The sequence below is a fragment of the Terriglobia bacterium genome, assembly GCA_020073205.1.
Lineage (GTDB): Bacteria > Acidobacteriota > Polarisedimenticolia > Polarisedimenticolales > JAIQFR01 > JAIQFR01.
In genome coordinates this window covers 1-19,949 of record JAIQFR010000013.1, presented here as the reverse complement: position 1 = coordinate 19,949, position 19,949 = coordinate 1, and the positions used below count along the sequence as shown (strand labels likewise).

The following is a 19,949-nucleotide window of genomic DNA, read 5'->3' as shown; positions in this document are numbered from 1 at the left end:
GGGAGCCGCACGGAGAGAACATGGCAGAGAAGCTCGATACCTCATTCGTGGAAAGTCGAACGTCGCAAGAGCGGCAGATCCAACAGGCCACGGCGGCCCCCGGTGGCGCCGTGGTGGCGCGCCAGCCCTCGCCGGGCGCGTCGGCCGGAGAAGGTCGCGCCGCGGTCGCCCGCACGATCGGCGCGAGGAACAGCGCCGGGACGAAGTGACGGGCGCGCGTCGGTGCGACGGATGACCGAGGCGGAGAGGGCGGGACGATGACGCCGGAACGATTCCCGACCTTACGGCAGGGTGCCGCTCGCCGTGGCGATCTTGTACGCGCCGTCACTACTCGCAGACCTGAAGAACTTGTCGTCAACGTAGATCGTGACTGTCACGGTCCCGTAGTCGCACTTGTTTTGCGCCGAGAGGTAGATCCAATCTCCGGTGCGACCGCCCCAACGGTGTTGCCAACCCGACCTTACGTCTTGTTGCTCGCTGCTTCCGCCTGCTGCCGAGTACGTCACGGAAGCGCCACAGTCCGGGGCGACCACTCCATAAAAGACGGTACGAGTCGTCGGGGAGACTTGCGAGAGGCCGGTCCAGACGACGGACAGCACGACGCAAGCGCCTATCCCGAGAACGGAAATCCCACCGATCACGGCGAGGACGATCAGGCAGCCCTTTTTCATCGGCATCCCCGCGACGAAGTAGGTCTAGCGACCTTTCAAGCGGCGGGGGACTGGACTGACCGCTCGCCCTTCCGCCATCGCTGGGCCTTGTCCTCGTCCCATGCGGGCTCGGCAAGGCCCACGGCGAGGAGAGCTATAGGCCCCATGACGACCGCGAGCAGCAGCCAGCCGACGCCGGGACGGCCCTTCGATTCTGCGACGAAGGCGGTAGCGAACAAGCTCATGAGGTAGGTCCAGACGCCGAGAGGCAGCATCAACGCCATGATTCACCCCCGAGGGATCTACGGTGGACCGGATCATACAACCGTACCAGCGGCACGTTTACCAGCTCATGCAAGCGCCGGGATCATGGCGGAGGGGAGGCCCGCCGAAACCGGACGTGCGATCACCCTGCCGACCTCGCGCCGAGCGATCCTGGGCCCGCCCAGCGCGTCATTTTCGAGCCGGGAGGCCCCGCTTGACAGTTTCCGCGGCTAGGCGTAGGTTCCCATCGAAAGCGGGACCCCCGACGGCGCGAACCGTCGGAGGCCCCTAACCGGAGGACGCGATGATGGCGCGACCCACGGCTAACGCAATCCTAGCAGACAAGAGCAGACACTTTACCTTCCCCGTTGGAGAATCCTATCCGCCTAGACAGACTCTCCGACCGCTCGAAATCTCTCTACTCCTCTCCGCTCCCGACCGGCGCACCCGTCGCGGTCTACGGGATGCCGCGGTCCTGGAACTCCTGTACGGCGCCGGCCTCCGAGCGAGCGAGGTAGCCTCCCTCCGCGTGGACTCGATCCGCTGGGCGGATCGGAGTCTCTTCGTCAGAGGCAAGGGCGGTAACGAACGGCTCGCCCCGCTGGCGGGGATGGCAGCGGAAACGCTCGCCCTGTATCTCGGTCGCGGTCGTTGTGGTGACTGGGTATTCCCCGGACGCAACGGCCGCCCGCTGGGGCGCTCCGCGGTGTGGGGCATCGTGAAGCGGGCCGCGCGGGCAGCGGGGCTCCCTGAGTGGATCGCGCCTCACGCGCTGCGCCATTCGTTCGCCACCCACCTACACGAAGGGGGCGCCTCGATAGAGCAGGTGCGGCGGTTCCTTGGACACGCGCACCTCGCTACCACCGCGATCTATACCCACGTCGAGCTTTCCATGCTTCGCAAGACGATGCGGACCTGTCACCCACGCGAGCACCGCGGCGCCCTGTTACGTCTCTGGGAGACCCAGCATCGGGGAATGCGCGAGGCCGGCGAAGAGGGGCGGCGCCGTCACCGAGAGCACTCCTGGTGGATCGCGCACCGCCGCAGATGGCGCGAAGCGCGGCCGATCAACGCCGAGCCGGGCGAACTGGCGAAGGTCAACGTAGAGTGCATGGACCGAGAGGGGAAGCGGCTGCGCTGCCTCATCTGCGACACCGAATGGATAGCTGGCCCGGGGCCGAACGGACGCCGGGCTTATCGGTTCTGGACGTGCCCGCAAGGGTGCAACGAGGAGGGGATCATGGCGACCAGGAGGAGAGTCCCCCAGGTGGTCCGCACGGAGATGTCCCACTACTTCGGCGCGCTCTGGCGCGTCCCCGTCGAGCGGCGGGAGGAATGGACCGCAGCGCACCCGGCGCCCGACACCACGGCGGCGGCGCGGGAGAGTACGCACCGGCGGCGGTCCGAGGAGGTGGACACCCGAAGGGTCCTCCGTGGATGCGTCCGAAGCATGGAGCGGCACGCGGCCCGGCGGGAGACGTTCACCGCGGAGAGGCTGCGAGCGGCGGGGATCGCGTGAGATCCGCCGACTACTTCCTCTGTGTGCTCCAGGCGTGGCGGAACGAGGAGGACTGACGATGATCTGGAAACGCCGGAACAAGCGCGACGGGATGGTCTACTACTTCGTCCGGTACGAGCTGGACAACGGCCGGCGGAAGAAAGAACAAGTCCCCCTGAATCTGGACGGTCGGCCCGTGTCGAAGCAGGACGCCGCCGACTTCCTGACGAAGCGGAAGGCGGAGGTCAACGCCGGGACGTGGGTCGACCCGCACGCGCCGGCGCCGGAGGTGGATCCCGAGACGGGCCCGACCTTCCGGCAGTTTGCGACACGGTTCCTCGCGGAGCATCCCGGGAAGCGCCGCTCGAATCACTACCCGTCGAACGTCCGCGAGCTTGTGAAGCACTTCGGCGACCGACCGCTCCGGCAAATATCACGCGCCGACCTGGACGCCTACCGCGTGGCGCTCCAGACGACGGCGCGCCCGGGGCGGCCGATCCCGAAGAGCAAGAGGGTCGAGGGCGGACCCGAGCGCACCTCCCGGGCCCCCCTCTCCTCGACGACGGTCCTTAAGCGCCTCCGCGCGCTGCATCGGATGTTCAAGTTGGCCGTGCGGTGGGGCGATCTGCCGTTCAACCCTGCGGCGGACCTTGAGAAGCCGTCGCCGAACCGGGGCGGGCTCCGCTACCTGTCGCGTGAGGAGTTCGGGAGGCTCGAGGAAGCGGCTCCGCCGTGGCTCCGCCCCATGCTTCGGCTTGCGGTCGTTACCGGCCTCCGGTTGAAAGAGGTCGCGCTCCTGACGTGGGGCGAGGTGGACCGCAAGGCGCGGACGCTGACCGTAGCGATGGAGACGAAGACGGGGGCCCGCACGGTCCCGTTGAATCGCGAAGCGGAGGCCGTCCTCGACGAGGCGAAGGGGCGACGGAAGCAACTCGCCACGGAGGTCCGAGTCCTGGAGGCGTACGTCTTCGTGGACGATGCCGGCCAGGGATACGCCGACGAGGCCAGGAGGCGGCTCGTCAGCGAGGCGACCCGAGCCGCGGCCAGGGGGGCCGAGCTTCCCGGCAAGGTCGGGTTTCACACCCTCCGGCACACGGCCGCTTCGTGGATGGTCCAGGGGCGGACCCCGCTGTACGAGGTCCAGGAGATCCTCGGACACTCAAGTCCGGCACTCACCGCCCGGTACGCCCACCTGGACCCGAAACACCTCCGGACCGCGGTCGAAGCGATCGACGAAATGCTCCGCGAGGGTCCCGTTTCGGTCCCTATTCGCGAGGCTGTTTTGGGTGGCTAGTTAAAAACATTGAATCGTGGGGCTTTTTGGTGGCTCGGGACGGAATTGAACCGCCGACGCAGGGATTTTCAGTCCCTCGCTCTACCAGCTGAGCTACCGAGCCTCCTGCCGGATGCCGCGAAGCGCGTGGATTCTCGCACCGCCCCCCTGGGTCGTCAAGGTCAGGAGATCGCCTGAACGTCAGCCGCGGGACTTGGCGTGGGCCTTCTCGGCCTCCTGCGGAGGAGCGGCGGCCGCTCGCTTCGACATCCCCAGAACCTCTCGGACCTTCCCCTCGATCTCGGCGGTCAGGTCGGCGTTGTCCTTCAGGAAGACACGCGCGTTCTCCCGCCCCTGCCCCAGGCGGATCTCGCCGTAGGAGAACCACGAGCCCGACTTGTCGATGATCTTCTGGGCGATCCCGAGGTCGATGAGGTCGCCTTCCCTCGAGATCCCCTCGCCGTAGAGGATGTCGAACTCCGCGGAGCGGAAGGGAGGTGCCACCTTGTTCTTCACGACCCTAAGGCGGGTGCGGCTCCCCGTGGTCTCCTCGCCTTCCTTGATCGCGCCGATGCGCCGGATGTCGAGCCGCATCGAGGCGTAGAACTTGAGCGCGCGTCCGCCCGTCGTCGTCTCGGGATTGCCGAACATGACGCCGATCTTGTCGCGGATCTGGTTGATGAACACCAGCGCGGTCCCGCTCTTCGACACGACCCCGGTCAGCTTGCGGAGCGCCTGCGACATGAGCCTGGCCTGGAGGCCGACGTGGGAGTCGCCCATCTCGCCGTCGAGCTCGGCCTTCGGCACCAGCGCGGCCACGGAGTCCACCACCACGATGTCGATGGCGCCGGACCGGATCAGGATCTCCACGATCTCGAGCGCCTGCTCGCCGGAGTCCGGCTGCGAGACCATGAGGTTGTCCACGTCGCAGCCGAGCTTCTTCGCGTACTCCGGGTCGAGGGCGTGCTCGGCGTCGATGAACGCCGCGATCCCTCCGAGCTTCTGCGCCTCCGCCACCACGTGGAGGGCTAGGGTGGTCTTGCCCGACGATTCCGGTCCGAAGATCTCGACGACCCGCCCCTTGGGTATCCCGCCCACGCCGAGAGCGAAGTCCAGCGAGAGCGCGGACGTGGAGATGACCGGAATCTCCACGTGGCCGCGGTCGCCCAGCTTCATGATCGATCCCTTGCCGAACTGCCGCTCGATCTGCGAGACAGCGAGATCCATCGCCTTCGTCCTTTCCTTCGAGTCTGGCATCATGGGATTCTCCAGGGGAGGCGTCGTCCCGCCGGTTGGTCGCAGGGTCCCCGGCCTCGCTGGAGGTTAGGCGATCGCCTCCGGCCCTGTCAAGGCGTGGCGTTTCGGGATCGAAATCGGACTCACGAATGCGTTCTTTGGGTGGCCTCCAGCGCCCCGGAAGCCGCGTCACGGCGCAAGGCGCGTCCGTTGCTATGGGTGGGTGGCGTACGGGCCAAGGCAACTTGAAGAGTTCAAGGTTGACAGCACCGAAAGCGGCCCTTATTATTCGCCACGACTCATAGGCCCGCCGCCGAAGCCTTCGGGGCGCCTGAGCGTGGAGGAGCCGACGTGATCAGGCTGCGGTCGACCCTCCCGGGCAAGCCATGTTTCACTCTCCTCCCGGCGGTGCTGGCGCTCGCGCTCGCGGGCTGCGCCACCCTGAACCAGCGCTCGGTGGACACTCCGCCCAACGAGACACCGGCCCCCGTCGCGAACGCACCGGCGGTTGCGGTGCCTGCCGGGAACGCCGTCGAAGAGGTGATCCTGGGCGCGCGCGCCCACCAGGCCGCTGCGGAGCGGGCTCAGGGAGAGGGCGACGCCGCGACCGCGCGTCAGGAATTCGACAGCGCGATTCGGATACTCCAGGAAGGCGGAACCGACCCCAGGCTCGGCGAGATCTCGGCGGAGATCTCGGACGAGATCAAGGCGCTCGACGGCGCGGCGCAGGCCGGTCCGGACCAGGTCGACGTCGAGACCGAAGAGGTCGAGCCTTCTCCCCTGGACGAGCTGGCCACGCCTCCGCCGGAGCTGACGCCGGGCGAGATGGAGCAGGAGCGCAGCCTCATCGATTATTCCGGTCTGAAGTTCGACATCCCGTTCGTGGTGAACGACAAGGTGATCGCCTGGGTCGATTTCTTCACGAACCGCGATCGCGACAAGTTCCTCCCGGGGCTGATCCGTTCCGGCCGGTTCCTTCCGATGATCCGGAGGATCTTCGCGGAAGAGGGCCTGCCGCAGGACCTCGCGTACATGGCGCACGTGGAGAGCGCGTACAAGGTCAACGCGTTCTCGCGCGCGAAGGCCAAGGGGATCTTCCAATTCATTGTCGGCACGGGGCGCCGCTACGGCCTCCGCACCGACGCCTGGGTGGACGAGCGCTCGGACCCGGAGAAGGCGACCCGGGCCGCCGCGGCGTACCTCAAGGACCTCTATGCGATGTTCGGCGACTGGTACCTCGCGCTGGCCGCGTACAACGCCGGCGAGGGGAAGATCCAGCGCGTGATCGACCGGACGGGAGAACGGGACTTCTGGTATCTGGCCGCGACCCGCGTCCTGCGGAACGAGACCGCGAACTACGTGCCCGCGATCCTCGCCGCCACGCTGATCTCGAAGGACCCCAAGCGGTTCGGCTTCGAGTTCGAGCCCGATGCGCCGATGGACTACGAGAACATCCGGGTCGAAGGCTCGGTGCACCTCAAGGTGCTCGCTCGCTGCGCGGGAACCGACGTCGACACGATGCAGAAGCTCAACCCGGCGCTGAGACGCCGCCAGACCCCTCCCGGTTCCACCGAGGTCCGCGTTCCGGCGGGGACGGGGACGACCACCCTCGCCGCTCTCGCCGAGGTGCCGGCAGCGGAGCGGTCGGCGGTGGCGCGGCACTTCGTCGCGAAAGGCGAGACCCTCGCTGGGATCGCCCGCCGCTACGGCGTCCGGACTTCCGAGATCCGGAAGGCCAACCGGATGGGGAAGCGCACCGCCGTCCATCCCGGCGAGTCGCTGATCGTGCCGGCGGGCGCGGCCGACGTCGCAGATTCCACCGAGCCCAGGCCCGCCGCGCGCTCTGCGGGCGCCACCCTCTACCGGGTGCGCCGCGGGGACACGCTGTCGTCGATCGCGAGGAGGTACGGCACCCAGCCGGCCGCGATCGCCTCGGCCAGCGGGATCTCGCAGAATCGCACGCTCAAGGTCGGCGATCGGCTGACGGTCCCGGGGGCCGCGGAGGCGAAAGCCGACGCCCTTCCCGCAAAGGCGGCCCGCCACTCTCAGGACGCCGCACGGGTCGTCCACACCGTTCGGCGAGGCGAGACGCTCCGGCGTATCGCCGACCGCTACCAGGTCACAGTGGACCGGATCTGCGCCCTGAACGACCTCTCGCCGGACGCCACGATCTACCCCGGCCTGAGGCTCACGATCGAGTAGCTCCCGCCTCCTCCCGTCTCGGTCCCGTTTCGCCTTCCGAGAGGGTGCCGGACCATGCTCGGGCGTGCCACGGGTGCCGTCCTGATCGGGGTCGAGGCCTGCCTGGTCGAGGTCGAGGTCGATCTCGCCGGTGGGCTGCCCAGCGTCTCCGCAGTGGGGCTGCCGGACGTGGCCGTCCGGGAAGGGATTGAGCGCATCCGTTCGGCGATCCCGCACGCGGGGTTCACGCTCCCCGACGGGCGGGCGATGATCAACCTCGCCCCGGCGGAGGTGCAGAAGCAGGGGGCCGGACTCGACTTGCCGATCGCGGTGGCGCTCCTGTCGGCGGACGGGCAGATCCAGGCGAGCCATCCCGAGGAGACGGTGATTGCCGGGGAACTCGGTCTCGACGGCTCGGTACGGCCGATCCGAGGCGCGCTGTCCATCGCGATGGAGGCGGCACGGGTCGGCCGCCGGCGCGTGCTCGTCCCCCGCGCGAACGCGGAAGAGGCCGCGCTCGTCGCGGGGATCGACGCCGTCTCCGTGGGGTCGCTCGCCGACGTCGCGGCCACGAACGGAGCGAGCGCGCGGGTGTCGCGTCCCGACGTCGCCTCGGCACTCCGGGCCGCGGAGGCCGGCCGGTCGTCGCACGACCTCGCCGATGTTCGCGGACAGGCCCTGGCGAGACGCGCGCTCGAGGTCGCGGCCGCGGGAGGGCACCACCTGCTCCTCTCCGGGCCTCCTGGCTCGGGAAAGAGCATGCTGGCGCAACGACTCCCCGGGATCCTCCCGGGAATGACACCGGACGAAGCGCTGGAGGTCACGCGCATCTGGAGCGCTTCGGGACTCAGCCGCGGTCTCGTCGCCACCCGCCCTTTTCGATCGCCGCACCACGGGATCTCGTTCGCCGGCCTGACCGGAGGAGGACTGCGCCTGAGGCCAGGTGAGATCAGCCTCGCGACCCACGGGGTCCTCTACCTGGACGAGTTGCCGGAGTTCCGCCGGGACGCGCTCGAGGGGCTCCGGCAGCCGCTGGAGGACGGGACGATCACGGTGGTGCGCATCCACGCGAGCGCGACGTTCCCCAGCCGGTTCATGCTGGTCGCGTCGATGAACCCCTGTCCGTGTGGACATCATGGCAGCCCCGGCGGGAGGTGCGGCTGCACGCCCCTCGAGATCCGGCGCTACCTCGCGAAGCTCTCGGGGCCGCTGATCGATCGGTTCGACATCGTGGTGGACGTGCCTCCGGTCGATCTGGCGGCGCTTTCGTCTCCTTCGAGAGGGGAGGCGTCGCTGGCGGTGCGGGAAAGGGTGGTTGCGGCGAGAGAAAGGCAGAGGGAGCGATTCGGCGAGAGCGGTCCGACCTGCAACGCGCGCATGGGACCGAGTGAGCTCGACCGCTTCGCGCCGCTCTCGCCCGCCTCGCGGCGCTTGCTCATCGACGCCTGCGAGAGAATGGGTCTCTCCGCGCGAGGCTTCGACCGTGTCAGACGCGTTGCGCGGACGCTTGCGGACCTTGAGGGGATCGAGGCGATCGGTCCCCACCACGTCGCCGAGGCGGTGCAGTACCGGAGGGCGCTGGTGCTGGGGGGAGGGTGAGCGCGGCGCCGCACATCCGGTAGGACGAACGTTATTCGGTCGACCGAAACTCGCGTATGATTCCGCTCGTGTTGATCAAGAGAGGATCCCTCGCGTCTTTCCTCGGGCCTCTCGAGCTCCGCGTGCTGGAGGCACTGTGGAATCGGGATCGGGAGGCACGTGTTCGCGATCTCCTCTGCGACTTTCCGGGCGTCGCCTATACGACTTTGATGACGACGCTCGACCGGCTGCACAAGAAAGGCATCCTTACCCGTCGACGGTCCGGCCGCTCCTTCTTCTACGTTCCGGTCTCGAGCCGGGCGCAACTCGAGGCCATCCTGGCGGGCCAGGCTCTCGACGTGCTCGTGGCGTCGTTCTCGAAGCGCGCGGCGATCCGGCCGCTCCTGATGAGCTTCGTCGACGCGGTCAGCCGTCGTGACGAGTTGGCGCTCGACGAGTTGGAAGAGGTGCTGCGCGCCCGTCGGCGCGCGCTGGACCGTAGCGAGGGCCATCGGTGAATTTCGTCGCGCTCGCCTGCTGTCTGACGTTGCTGGCCTACGGCACGGCGATGTCGGCGGCATCGCTGCTGAGCTGTCCGTTGCTGCCAGCGGCTCTTCTCACTCCCGAGCCGGACTCGCGCTCGCGGCGGCTCTTCGCGTTGCGTGTTCTGCCGGTGGCGTTCGCTTTCTTCGTCGCCTTGGAAGTCGTCCTACCCGCCTTCGTTTGGTTCGAGCCGTGGGACACCGGAGAACGGGTGGCTCTGGGGCTACTGGTGGGAGCCGTGTTCTCGAGTGCCGTCCTGGCGACGGGGATCGTGCGCGTGGGCTCGGGCCTCCTGGCGACGAAGCGGCTGGTCCGCCGCTGGCTTCGTGGCGCTTGCCCGATCCGGCTGGTCGGCGTCACGATGCCGGTGTACGCCGTTGACGAACCTTTCCCAATCGTGACCATCGCCGGGTGCGTGCATCCGCGCCTGTTCGTTTCCCGGATCGTGCTGGAGCACTGCACGGGGGCGGAGCTGGCCGCGATCGTCGCTCACGAGGCGGGCCACCAGCGGCGCGGGGACGCATGGAGGCGCCTGGTGCTGCGTGCCTGCCCTGACATTCTGGCGCTGACCCCGATCGGGGCTGCGCTCGAGCGCTGGTGGGCGGAAGCCGCGGATGAAGCGGCGGATGACTGCGCCACGGCCGCGGGAGATGCACCGTCGCTCGACCTCGCGTCGGCCCTTCTCAAGGTGGCGCGGCTCGCCGGAAACGCGAGGCCGCGGGGGCTTCCGTTGACCGCGCTATATCACGGGGGCGGGGCCGCGGGGCGGGCAGCTCGCCTGCTCGGACGGCTTTCACCGCCCGTGGTTCCTCCGCGCGGCAAGCCGGGGACGGTTGCCGCGATCGCGCTCGCGGTGGGGGTGCTCTTCGTTCCCCTCGCAGCCGTGTCGACGATCCTGCACCAGGTCCACAATTTGCTGGAGTCCGTGGTGCTCCTCTTCGGGTAACACCTCCAACAACGAAGTCTGGTAGTAGATGGCTCGTCTCCCTAAGCTCCGGGGGGTGGACAAGTGGAGGTCTGCGTGCCGTCGCGTCCGCGTCCGGTCGCAGGCTGCAACTTCCTTCACGTGGGATTCCAGGACGGAAACGGCGTAGGCCACTGCACTCGTTCCTGCACCCTGCGGGGACCTTCCCGTTCGCGGCAGGCGTTGGAGGTAGGTCTAGATGACAACCCGACGAACGCGCCCTCTTCACTTCCTTCTACTCTCGATCGTCGCGCTGGCCGCGGCGCCCACCCTCGCCGATCCGGGTTCCGCGCCCGAGACGGACAAGGACATCCCGCGGATCGAGTCCACCGAGGTCGTGGTGGTGACCGCTCCCCGCATCGAGGTCCCGCTCATGGAGATCCCCGGCGCCGCGACGGTGGTGGACCAGCAGGACCTCGAGAAGACGAGATCCAAGACCATCGCCGCCGACGACGCGCTCAAGTTCGTGCCGGGCGTCAAGGTGGACAACCAGGCCGACGGCGAGCGCGTGCACCTCTCGATTCGCGGCGAGGGAATCCTCACCGAGCGGGGCGTCCGGCGGATCGCCGTCCTCCTCGACGGGATCCCGCTGAACGATCCCATGGGGCTCGTGCCCGATCTGTTCGACGTCGACTGGGAGACGGTCCGGCGCGTGGAGGTCCTGAGGGGCCCGATGTCGTCGCTCTACGGCGCCGGCGCCGCCGGAGGGGTGATCAACATCGTGACGCGGGACGGCGGCCCGAGGAACCCCGAGGGAGACGCGTCCATCAACGTCGGCTCCTACGGCTTCCGGAAGCTCTTCGCGGAGACGGACGGCACGGCGGGCGCGCTGTCGTACCGCCTCTCCGCCTCGCGGATGTTCGACGACGGCTACCGCGTTCACACCGCTTCCGACGCCACCAACGTCTACGGGAAGCTGAGCTGGACCCGGGGGCCGTCGAGCCACCTGACGGCGATCGTCGCGCAGACCGAGTACTTCAACGGGAACGCGGAAGGGCTCAACATCGACCAGGTGTTCCAGGACCCCAGGCAGGCGAACCCGGACGGGGTAGCCTCGAACGAGTACCAGTACACTCGGCGCGTGACCACGGGATTGACCGGCGACTACACGCCAGGGTCCCACAACACCTTCTCGTTCGCGATCTACTCGCGTCTCACGACCTGGCGGGAATCCGTGCCGTCCACGGTGATCTACCGGACCTACAGTAACCCCGGCGCCTTGCTGCAGTACACCCTGCACACCGGGGGAAGCGAGGGGATCAAGAACGACTTCAGCGTCGGTGTCGACCTCGCCTGGCAGTCCGTGGACGAGCAGAAGGTCGTGAATCCTCTCCTGGCCACCGCACATCCTGACGTGTATCCGGAGATCGTCGCGCAGCTGCCCACGGACACCGCGTACCACCAGAGCAGCCGCGGCGTCTTCCTGCTGGATCGGCTCGAGCTGGGTCATGGGTGGGGCCTCGTCGGGAGCCTGCGGTGGGACGGATTCAACACCGACTTCGACGACCGGCTGGCCATGACGCCGGTCTCGCTGCCGAGCTACGACAAGACCACGGGGCGCATCGGCGCGACCTGGAACCCGTGGAAGAGCCGCGGTTTCTACGCGAACTGGGGCCAGGGCTTCACGCCTCCGACCACCGAGGAGCTGATCAACAATCCCGTCGCGTTCGGCGGCTACAACCAGAGCCTCGTCGCGGAGACGTCCAGCGGCGAGGAGGTGGGCGCCCGCGGCTCCCTCGGCAAGCAGGGCTCGTACGACGTCGCGGTGTTCCACATGAGCACCGACAACGACTTCGGCCGCTACCGGGTCGCGGGAAGAGACCTCGAGACCTTCTATTACAACGCCGGGTCCAGCCGCAGGTACGGGCTCGAGACGTCGGTGGGCTGGGAGCCGTTCGAGGGGTTCTCGACGCAGCTCGCGTACACGTACTCCGACTTCAAGTACTCGGACGTGAAGTTCTACACGCAGGCGGTGGACCCCGAGGATCCGGGCACCCAGGTGCCGCTGAGCCTGCGGGACGCATGGCTCCCCAACATCCCACGGCACCAGGCGTACCTGGACCTCGAGTACCGGGGGGTCCCGCGCTGGACCTTCGGGGCGAGCCTCGAGGCGCTGAGCCGCGCCTACGTGGACCCGACCAACACGAGCTGGTCTTGGGGGTACGGGCTGGTTCACCTCCGCGCCGCCTACCGCTGGCAGGCGCGGTCCGCCGGTGGGGACGTCTCCCTCGTCGTCCGGAACGCGGGGAACCGCAAGTACATCGCGTTCACGGAGCCGGACCCGGACGGGAATTCGTACCACACGGCCGCAACGCGGGAGATCTTCCTGTCGGCCCGGATCCGCCTGGGGGAGCGCAAGCGGGCCTGAGCTACTTGTTCTCCGGCTTGCCCCGGCCGACGCAGGTCCCCGACTCGTTCGACCTTCAGAGAGTGAACCATCAGGCGGTGCGGCTCGCGCTGGGGGCGGGCCTTAGGCTGACCCATTTCTCGCACTTCCTCGGGACCGCCCCTTTCGGTCGGATGGAGCGATTCCTGCCGTCCGGGCCGTCGGTGTTCTGAGGGAGACGGACCGGCCTGCCCACACCGTGCGATTTGACTTCCATCAGCCTCGCCGGTATCCTCATCCGCACCCTGCGGCATGCACGAAACGCGCCGCCAGGTGCAGGAGTCCCAGCGGAGACCATGGCGGCCGCGACCTCGGTGAAGCTCGTGATCCCCAGCGAGGTGCGGCTGGTCGATTTGGTGCACACGGTGGCGGAGAAGCTCTCGGAGATCGTGGGGCTCGATGAGGAGGACGGGCTGAACGCGGCCCTAGCGGTCCGGGAGGCGCTGATCAACGCCATCGTCCACGGCAATCGCTCGGACCCGGCGCTGGACGTGGAGGTGACCTTGGTCGCCAGCGCGGAGGGGCTCGAGGCCAAGGTCGTGGACAGGGGACGAGGCTTCGACCCGGTCGCGACGCCCGATCCGACGGTGGGTGACAACCGGCTGAGGACCTCCGGCCGGGGACTCCTGCTCATCCGGGCTTTCGTGGACGACGTGAGATTTCGCTACCTCGAAGGGCGCGGCATGGAGGTCACGCTGATCAAGGCTCACCACCCTCCGCGCGGGGCGGGTGAAGATCGGTCGTACGGGCCGGCGATTCCACGGAGGACATGACGATGATGAAGGCCGCGCTCCGGCAGGTCGGGAATGTTGCGGTGCTGGATCTGTCGGGAAAGATCACCATCGGCGAGGGAGACGTCGTGCTCAGGGACAAGGTCCACGAGCTCATCGACGCGGGCAAGACCCAGATCCTGCTCAACCTCGACAAGATCTCGTACATGGATTCGGCGGGGATCGGAGAGCTGGTGGCGTGCTACAAGCGGGCCAGGGAGAAGGGGGGCACGGTCCGCCTCCTGAAGCCCTCGGGCAAGGTCTACGACCTGCTGCAGCTCACCAAGCTGGAAGAAGTCTTCGACACGTTCAGCGAGGAGCCGGAGGCGCTGAAGTCGTTCTGACGCGGGCGCCTTCGGTGCGCGGTCTCATTCCTCGACGCCGAGCCTGACGCGCCACGCCGCGAGCTTCTGGAGCGCTTCCAGCGGCGTGAGGCGATTCGGGTCCGCAACGCGGAGATCGGCCAGTACCTCGGCGGCCGCAGGATCGGCGGATTCCGCGGGAGGCGGCGCCGCTTCGCACACCGAAAACAGGTTCGGCTGGCCCGGCGGCCCGCCCCCTTCCTGACGCCTCGAGCGCCGCGGAAGCCCATCCCGCCCGAACTCGTCCCTCTCCAGGTTCGTCAGGATCTCCTTGGCTCGCGCGATCACCGGCTGCGGAATCCCGGCGAGCCGCGCCACCTGGATGCCGTAGGACTTGTCCGCGGCGCCGGGCTCCACCCGGTGGAGGAAGATCACCCGATCGCCGCGCTCCCGCGCGCCCATGCGGTGATTCACGACGCCCGGCAATGCCACCGCCAGCTCGGTCAGCTCGTGGTAATGGGTCGCGAAGATCGTGCGCGGCGGGCCTCCTCGCCGGCCGTGCAGCGACTCCACCACCGCCCAGGCGATCGCCATCCCGTCGAACGTCGCCGTTCCCCTGCCGATCTCGTCGAGGAGCACGAGGCTCCGGCGTCCCGCGTGGTGGAGGATGATCGAGGTCTCGATCATCTCCACCATGAACGTGCTCTGCCCTTCCGCGAGGCTGTCCGACGCGCCGACGCGGCAGAAGATACGATCGACGATCCCGACCTCCGCCTGGTCCGCCGGGACGAACGACCCCGCCTGCGCCAGCAGCACGATCAGCCCCACTTGCCGCAGGTACGTCGACTTGCCTCCCATGTTCGGTCCGGTCAGGATCGAGATCGCCTCGCCGGCGGCGTCGAGGTCGGTATCGTTCGGCACGAACCGCGTATCGAGCAAGGCGCGCTCCACGACCGGGTGCCGGCCGGCCACGATCCTGAGGCGGGTCCCGTCGTGGACCTTAGGGCGGCAGTAGCCGCGGTCGCCCGCGATCTCGGCGAGGGCCGCGAGCAGGTCGATCAGGGCGGCGGCGCGGGCGGCGGCCTTGATGCGGTGCGCCTGTCCCGCCACCTCGCCACGTAGCGCGCAGAAGATCTCGTACTCCAGCGACTCGATCCGCTCCTGCGCGTTCAGGACCTTGGCCTCGTGCTCCTTCAGCTCCGGCGTCAGAAAGCGCTCGCCGCCGGCGATGGTCTGCTTTCGCAGGTAGTGCGCCGGAACCAGGCGCAGGTTGGGCCGGGAGACCTCGATGTAGTAACCGAACACCTTGTTGAACCGGACCTTGAGCGACCCGATCCCCGTGGCCTCGCGCTCCCGGGACTCGATCGAGGCGATATAGGCTCGGCCGTCCCGACGGATCGCGCGGAGCTCGTCCAGCTCCGCATGGAACCCCTCGCGAATCAGGCCGCCCTCCCTCAAGCCCGGCGGGGGCGACTCCGCCAGCGCGATCTCCAGCCGGGTCGCGACGTCCACGCACGTGTCGAGTCCGTCCAGCGTCGCGCGGACGAGCGGCGCCTCGAGTTCCGCCAGAGCCTCGACGAGCCCGGGCAGGCGGGCGAGGGAGGCCCCGAGGGAGAGCAGGTCTCTCGCGTTCGCCGTCCCGGCGACGGTCCGGCCGAGAAGCCGCTCCACGTCGTGGAACGGCTTCAGCCGCTCCCGGGCGTCGAGCCTCGCGGCCGGATTCAAGAGCAGTTCCTGGACCGCGTCGAGCCGGCGCGCGATCCCGTCGACGTCGGCGAGCGGCGAGAGGATCCACTGCCGGAGGAGGCGCCCGCCTGCGGAGGTGAGCGTCGCGTCGATGGCGTGGAGGAGCGATCCCGGGCGGGCGCCGTCCCGGGCCGAGCGCTCGATCTCGAGGTTGCGCCGGGTGGAGGGATCGAGGAGGAGGTGGCGCGACGGCTCGTGGACCGCGATCCCGTCGATGTGCTGGAGGGCGCTCTTCTGGGTCTCCTGGAGGTACAGCAGGAGCCCACCGGCGGCGCCGGTCGCGGCCGGCCGCTGCTCCAGCCCGAAGCCGTTCAGGGACGCGACCTCGAAGTGCCTCGCCAGCAGGTCCGCGGCCCGTCCGGGCGCGAAAGGATACGGCTCGACGGACGTGAGCACGGCCGAGCCGATCTTCTCCCGGCGGAACGCCTCGGGCCACGGGAAATCCTCGGGATGCACGATCTCCTTCGGCCCGAACGCGAGGAGGCGCTCGGCCAGCGCGTCCCAGCGGGCGTCGTCCGCCGGGGACTGCCAGGCCAGGAACTCGCCGGTGGAAGCGTCGAGGAACGCCGCCCCCAGGGCCCCCTCGGCCTCGGCGACCGATGCGATCCACGAGTTCTCCCGCGCGTCGAGCTCCCCCGGATCCGTGAGCGTTCCCGGGGTCACGACCCTCACGACATCGCGGCGGACGAGCCCCTTGGCGGTTCTCGGATCCTCCACCTGATCGCAGATTGCGACGCTCCGACCCGCCCTGACGAGCTTGGCGGTGTAGGCGTCCAGCTGATGGTGGGGAAAGCCGCACATCGGCGCCGCGTGCTCGGTCCCCTTCCCCCGGGCGGTGAGCGTCAGGTCCAGCAGCCGGCTCGCCTCTTGGGCGTCCTCGTAGAACATCTCGAAGAAATCGCCCATCCTGAAGAGCAGGATCGCGCCGGGGTGGCTGCGCTTGTGCTCCCGGTATTGCCGGAACATCGGGGTGGTGGAGGAAGCTTCGAGCATCGGCCGACGAAGTATACAGGGTACCGCCGGACGCGCGCCCCCGCGCTGCCGCGGCGGCGTCCCGTGCGCGTCCCGTTGACGGCGGCCCCCGGGGGACGATATAAAGGCGACGAATGGAATCCCAGGAGCTCGCGAGCGATCTGAGCGACCAGGACCGGATCCTGCTGGTGTTCGACTATCTGGGCCCCCTCGCTCTGTTCTCCCTCGTGGCGAGCCGGCGGGAGCTGGTGAAGTGGCACGCCAAGCAGGGCCTGGTGCTGACCGCGACCGTCGCCGCTCTGTACGTCGTGGTTCGGCCGGTGTACCTGCTGCTCCGAGGGTACGCCTGGCCGTTCTTCGGAGACCTCTTCTGGGCCGCGATCTCCCTCGTCGGGGTCGGAATCCTTCTGCTGATGCTCATGTGCGTCGTACGGGCGCTGGAGGGCGAGCGCTTCAAGATCCCGGTCCTCGGCGACCTCGCCGACAGGTTCTGATCGCGCCGCCGCGGCGCCGCGCTCATTTCTCCGTCGTCTTCGGCTCCCATTGCTCCGGGTGGAACACCAGCGGGGCGAATCCCTTGGAGAATGCCGTCTCCCGGATCGGGAGCCCCCGAGCCGCGTACTCGATCCCCGCCGCGACGAAGATCCTGTGCGCTTCCTTGAGCCGGGCCGGATTCTCCGGCGGCGTCACGACCGGAGTCGCCGAGACGTCGGGCGCAGCGGGCGGCGGCGCGAGGGCCACCTTGGCCTGCTCGAGCATCATGTTCTCGAGGTCCTCCGTGGAGGGCTTGTCCCACGTACGTCCGTCGGGTGTCAGAGCGGGCAGCGAGCCGAGCTGCGCGGCCTGCAGCGCGAGCTGGCGGCTGTACCGCGCGTCGTCGCCTCCGCCGGGTGTGAGCTGCTCCGCCTGGTGCCATGCGTCCGCGGCCTCCTGCCAGCGGCCCATGCGCGCCCGGGCGACCGCGAGCTTATGCCATTCCCCGGCCATCGGCGCCGGCAGCGCCACCACGGCGGCGAATTGGCTCGCCGCTTCCTCCCAGTTCGCCCGCCGCAGCGCGAGATCGCCGAGGTAGCCTCTTGCCCAGCGAAGGTACGCGGGGTACCGGACCGCCTCGGGCGTCAGCGCTTCGACCGCCTTCCGGTACCTCTCCTCGGCGCGGTCCTCTCGTCCCTGGTCGGCGTAGAGCTTCGCGAGGCGGAACACGTCCACGCCGCCTTCCGGTTCCTTCCACGTCCCCGCCTCGAGCCGCGAGGTCGCGTCGGCGGCGACCTTCGCCGAGTCGGCGGGGCGTCCGAGGTTCTGGTATGCGTTCGAGAGGTAGAACCACGATTCGATCGGTCCGCCGGCCTTGGTCTCCTGCTCGAGCGCGGCCACGGCGCGCGCCAGGATCCTCGCGTGCTCCTCCTGGTCGCCGGCGACTCCCGCGCAGAACGCGAGGCGGTACAGGAGGCCCCCGTCCGCCTTCTCCGCCACGTCGAGGGCGGTCAGCGCGGCGTGCGCCTCGGGATAACGTCCCCGGTCGTAAAGGGCGATCGCGGCGGCGCGGGAGTCCCCGGCCGCCGGGGGCGCGACGGCCGAGCCCTCCGCGAGGGCGGGCGTCATCGAGAGCGCAGCGATCACGAGGCAGGCGGCAACGGTCCGCATCGAGGCACCTCCGCGAAGGCCCCTTGATTATCACCGCCCGTTCCCGGAAGCAACCGGCCCCGCTCCTCTGGTACCCTGTCGGCGACGCGCTCGGGTCGAACGAACGGCGGTCCGTATCGGCGGGGAGGTGGGATGCGGGTGAGCGGGGTCGCGATGGTCCTGGCGGCGCTGGTCGTCTCCGGCGGCGCCGGGATGCGAGCGGAAGCGGAGCCCGCGGTCGGGGGAGGCGAGATCGAGGGGCTCGAGCGATGGCTCGACGGCACGAACGACCTGACCTGCCGGTTCGAGCAGCGGCTCCTCTCGGGAGCGCTGGGAGCCGGCACGCGGGAGTCCGGCGTGTTCTACCTGCTCCGGCCGGGGCGACTGCGCTGGGATTACTTGCACCCCGAGCCCAAGACCGCAATCGTCGAAGGGGCCCGGACCCTCCTCTACATCCCGGAGGACCGGCAGCTGATCCGAGGACGGCTCGATCCCGATCAGGACCTGCTACCGGCTCTCCTCGCCGGGCGGGGCGCGATCGGCGGGCTGTTCGACGCGGAGTTCCTCGGTTACGCCGGATCCGGCGCGGCGAGGATCTTCAGGGTGAGACTCGTGCCGCACGCGGTCCGCGGCGGCGTGGAGGAAGTCGTCCTGACGGTCCGCACGCCGGGAGGCGCGATCGAGGGCGCCGAGGTCCTCGATCCCGCGGGAAACCGGATGCAGTACCTGTTCACCCGGGTCCGCCGCAATACGGGGCTCTCGGCGTCGGTGTTCACGTTCGAGCCACCGCCGGGCACCGAGATCGTCGACTCCCCGTGAGCGGTCGCGCGCCGCGCCGCCGTTGTCCCCCGGCGAGGATTTCCGGTACACTCGGTGGCCAGTGACGAGGGGAAGGGGACGCTTGAGCACCTCCGACCGGTTTCCGTCTCGCGCGGAGCGGCTGCTCCAGGAGCCGGTCGCCGCGGCGCCGGCGATCTTCTCGCTCGTCGAGGAACGGCTGCAGGCGGTGGAAGCGACCTTCCGGCGGAACCTGGCCTCACCGGTGGGAATCATCGACGAGATCGGCGGCTTCGTGGCCGATGGAGGCGGCAAGCGGGTCCGCCCGGCGATCCACCTGCTGTGCGCGAAGCTGTGCGGGTACGGCGGATCCCACGACGTCCTGATGGCGACGGTCCTCGAGCTCATCCACTCGGCCACGCTGATCCACGACGACATCATCGACGAGGCCAAGACGCGGCGCGGACGCCCGTCGGTCAATCATCGCTGGGGGAACAACGTCACGGTGCTGTTCGGCGACTACATGCTGGCCAAGGCCATGGAGATGGCGCTGGACGCCGAGAGCCTCAGGATCATCCGGAAGCTGGCGGAGATCACCCTGCGCATGACCGAAGGCGAGATGCTCCAGACCCGGTACGTCGGCCGACTGGACCTGACCGTCGCCGAGTACTCGGACCTGATCGAGCGGAAGACCGCCGTCCTCTTCGCCGGCTGCTGCGAGATCGCGGGGATGCTGGCCGGCGTCGACGCGGCGACCGAGGGGGCCCTGGGGCGCTTCGGGACCCGGGTGGGGCTCGCGTTCCAGATGGTGGACGACCTCTTGGACTTCACCGGCGACCCCAGGACGCTCGGAAAACCCGCCGGCAGCGATCTCTGCGAGGGGAAAGCCACGCTCGCGCTCATCTACCTCCTCGCCTCCGGCGACGGTCGAGGCCTCGACCTCGCGCGGCGGATCATGGACGGCGGCGGTGCCGGCGCCCCGGAGATCGCCGAGCTGACGGACCTCCTGGAGGAAAGCGGTGCCCTGAGCCGTGCCCGCGCCCAGGCGAGTCGGACGGCGACCGAGGCGGTCGCGGAACTCGAGCACTTCCCCGACGGCCCGGCGCGGAGAGCGCTCGCAGCGGTTCCCGGCTACCTGATCTCCCGGGACCGCTGACCGGACGGTCTCCGTCACGTCCGATGATTC

Annotated in this window: 18 protein-coding genes and 1 tRNA gene; 13 read left to right on the top strand and 6 right to left on the bottom strand. The window is 69.0% G+C overall.

The genetic code is table 11. The features are described 5' to 3' along the window. Positions 1 to 20: 20 nt before the first annotated feature. Positions 21 to 209: a hypothetical protein gene (locus LAO51_04470; protein ID MBZ5637995.1), complete on the top strand. Its 189-nt coding sequence runs from the start codon at positions 21 to 23 to the stop codon at positions 207 to 209. 72 nt (positions 210 to 281) lie between these two features. On the opposite strand, the gene LAO51_04465 is transcribed toward LAO51_04470, so the two are convergent. Further along, positions 282 to 671, bottom strand: a complete 390-nt coding sequence (locus tag LAO51_04465; GenBank protein ID MBZ5637994.1) for a hypothetical protein — start codon at positions 669 to 671, stop codon at positions 282 to 284. A 35-nt stretch (positions 672 to 706) separates the two neighbouring features. After that, positions 707 to 934: a hypothetical protein gene (locus LAO51_04460; GenBank protein ID MBZ5637993.1), complete on the bottom strand. Its 228-nt coding sequence runs from the start codon at positions 932 to 934 to the stop codon at positions 707 to 709. A 284-nt stretch (positions 935 to 1,218) separates the two neighbouring features. Here LAO51_04460 and LAO51_04455 point away from each other — a divergent pair, with 284 nt between their 5' ends. Further along, positions 1,219 to 2,433 carry a tyrosine-type recombinase/integrase gene (locus tag LAO51_04455; GenBank protein ID MBZ5637992.1) on the top strand — a complete coding sequence of 405 codons (1,215 nt, stop codon included), beginning with the start codon at positions 1,219 to 1,221 and terminating at the stop codon, positions 2,431 to 2,433. Positions 2,434 to 2,491: 58 nt separating this feature from the next. Beyond that, positions 2,492 to 3,706: a site-specific integrase gene (locus tag LAO51_04450; GenBank protein ID MBZ5637991.1), complete on the top strand. Its 1,215-nt coding sequence runs from the start codon at positions 2,492 to 2,494 to the stop codon at positions 3,704 to 3,706. Between the two features lie 27 nt (positions 3,707 to 3,733). Here the strand turns inward: LAO51_04450 and LAO51_04445 are convergent. Together LAO51_04445 and recA are read right to left on the bottom strand one after the other, a co-directional pair. Then, positions 3,734 to 3,809: transfer RNA gene (locus LAO51_04445), tRNA-Phe, on the bottom strand. A 77-nt stretch (positions 3,810 to 3,886) separates the two neighbouring features. After that, positions 3,887 to 4,942 (bottom strand): recombinase RecA, encoded by a 1,056-nt coding sequence (gene recA / locus LAO51_04440; GenBank protein MBZ5637990.1) that lies wholly within the window; start codon positions 4,940 to 4,942, stop codon positions 3,887 to 3,889. Positions 4,943 to 5,272: 330 nt separating this feature from the next. Between recA and LAO51_04435 the strand changes: the two genes are divergently transcribed. The 7 genes from LAO51_04435 (at position 5,273) to LAO51_04405 (ending at position 13,687) form a co-directional block, all read left to right on the top strand. Further along, entirely contained in the window at positions 5,273 to 7,123 is a 1,851-nt protein-coding gene (locus tag LAO51_04435) for a LysM peptidoglycan-binding domain-containing protein (protein MBZ5637989.1), read from the top strand. A gap of 54 nt (positions 7,124 to 7,177) precedes the next feature. Next, complete coding sequence (locus LAO51_04430; GenBank protein ID MBZ5637988.1) at positions 7,178 to 8,701, top strand: YifB family Mg chelatase-like AAA ATPase; 1,524 nt, start codon at positions 7,178 to 7,180, stop codon at positions 8,699 to 8,701. A 122-nt stretch (positions 8,702 to 8,823) separates the two neighbouring features. After that, the gene (locus tag LAO51_04425; GenBank protein ID MBZ5637987.1) at positions 8,824 to 9,198 is read left to right on the top strand and encodes a BlaI/MecI/CopY family transcriptional regulator; all 375 of its coding nucleotides are present in this window, start codon (positions 8,824 to 8,826) and stop codon (positions 9,196 to 9,198) included. Further along, positions 9,195 to 10,169 carry a hypothetical protein gene (locus LAO51_04420; protein MBZ5637986.1) on the top strand — a complete coding sequence of 325 codons (975 nt, stop codon included), beginning with the start codon at positions 9,195 to 9,197 and terminating at the stop codon, positions 10,167 to 10,169. The genes LAO51_04425 and LAO51_04420 overlap by 4 nt, the downstream gene beginning before the upstream one ends. Before the next feature lie 217 nt (positions 10,170 to 10,386). Continuing rightward, positions 10,387 to 12,555 carry a TonB-dependent receptor gene (locus tag LAO51_04415; GenBank protein ID MBZ5637985.1) on the top strand — a complete coding sequence of 723 codons (2,169 nt, stop codon included), beginning with the start codon at positions 10,387 to 10,389 and terminating at the stop codon, positions 12,553 to 12,555. A 314-nt stretch (positions 12,556 to 12,869) separates the two neighbouring features. Then, positions 12,870 to 13,346 (top strand): ATP-binding protein, encoded by a 477-nt coding sequence (locus tag LAO51_04410; protein ID MBZ5637984.1) that lies wholly within the window; start codon positions 12,870 to 12,872, stop codon positions 13,344 to 13,346. Then, entirely contained in the window at positions 13,343 to 13,687 is a 345-nt protein-coding gene (locus LAO51_04405) for an STAS domain-containing protein (protein ID MBZ5637983.1), read from the top strand. Before LAO51_04410 ends, LAO51_04405 begins: the two co-directional genes overlap by 4 nt. A gap of 24 nt (positions 13,688 to 13,711) precedes the next feature. Here the strand turns inward: LAO51_04405 and mutS are convergent, their stop codons facing one another. Next, a complete protein-coding gene (gene mutS, locus LAO51_04400) occupies positions 13,712 to 16,384 on the bottom strand; it encodes a DNA mismatch repair protein MutS (GenBank protein ID MBZ5637982.1) in 2,673 nt (890 codons plus the stop codon). Positions 16,385 to 16,497: 113 nt separating this feature from the next. On the opposite strand from mutS, the gene LAO51_04395 reads away from it, so the two are divergent. After that, positions 16,498 to 16,857, top strand: a complete 360-nt coding sequence (locus LAO51_04395; protein MBZ5637981.1) for a DUF4870 domain-containing protein — start codon at positions 16,498 to 16,500, stop codon at positions 16,855 to 16,857. A 22-nt stretch (positions 16,858 to 16,879) separates the two neighbouring features. Here the strand turns inward: LAO51_04395 and LAO51_04390 are convergent, their stop codons facing one another. Beyond that, a complete protein-coding gene (locus tag LAO51_04390) occupies positions 16,880 to 18,007 on the bottom strand; it encodes a tetratricopeptide repeat protein (protein ID MBZ5637980.1) in 1,128 nt (375 codons plus the stop codon). 132 nt (positions 18,008 to 18,139) lie between these two features. Between LAO51_04390 and LAO51_04385 the strand changes: the two genes are divergently transcribed. Both LAO51_04385 and LAO51_04380 read left to right on the top strand, forming a co-directional pair. Next, complete coding sequence (locus LAO51_04385; GenBank protein ID MBZ5637979.1) at positions 18,140 to 18,805, top strand: outer membrane lipoprotein carrier protein LolA; 666 nt, start codon at positions 18,140 to 18,142, stop codon at positions 18,803 to 18,805. A gap of 82 nt (positions 18,806 to 18,887) precedes the next feature. Next, entirely contained in the window at positions 18,888 to 19,919 is a 1,032-nt protein-coding gene (locus tag LAO51_04380; protein ID MBZ5637978.1) for a polyprenyl synthetase family protein, read from the top strand. Positions 19,920 to 19,949: the final 30 nt, after the last annotated feature.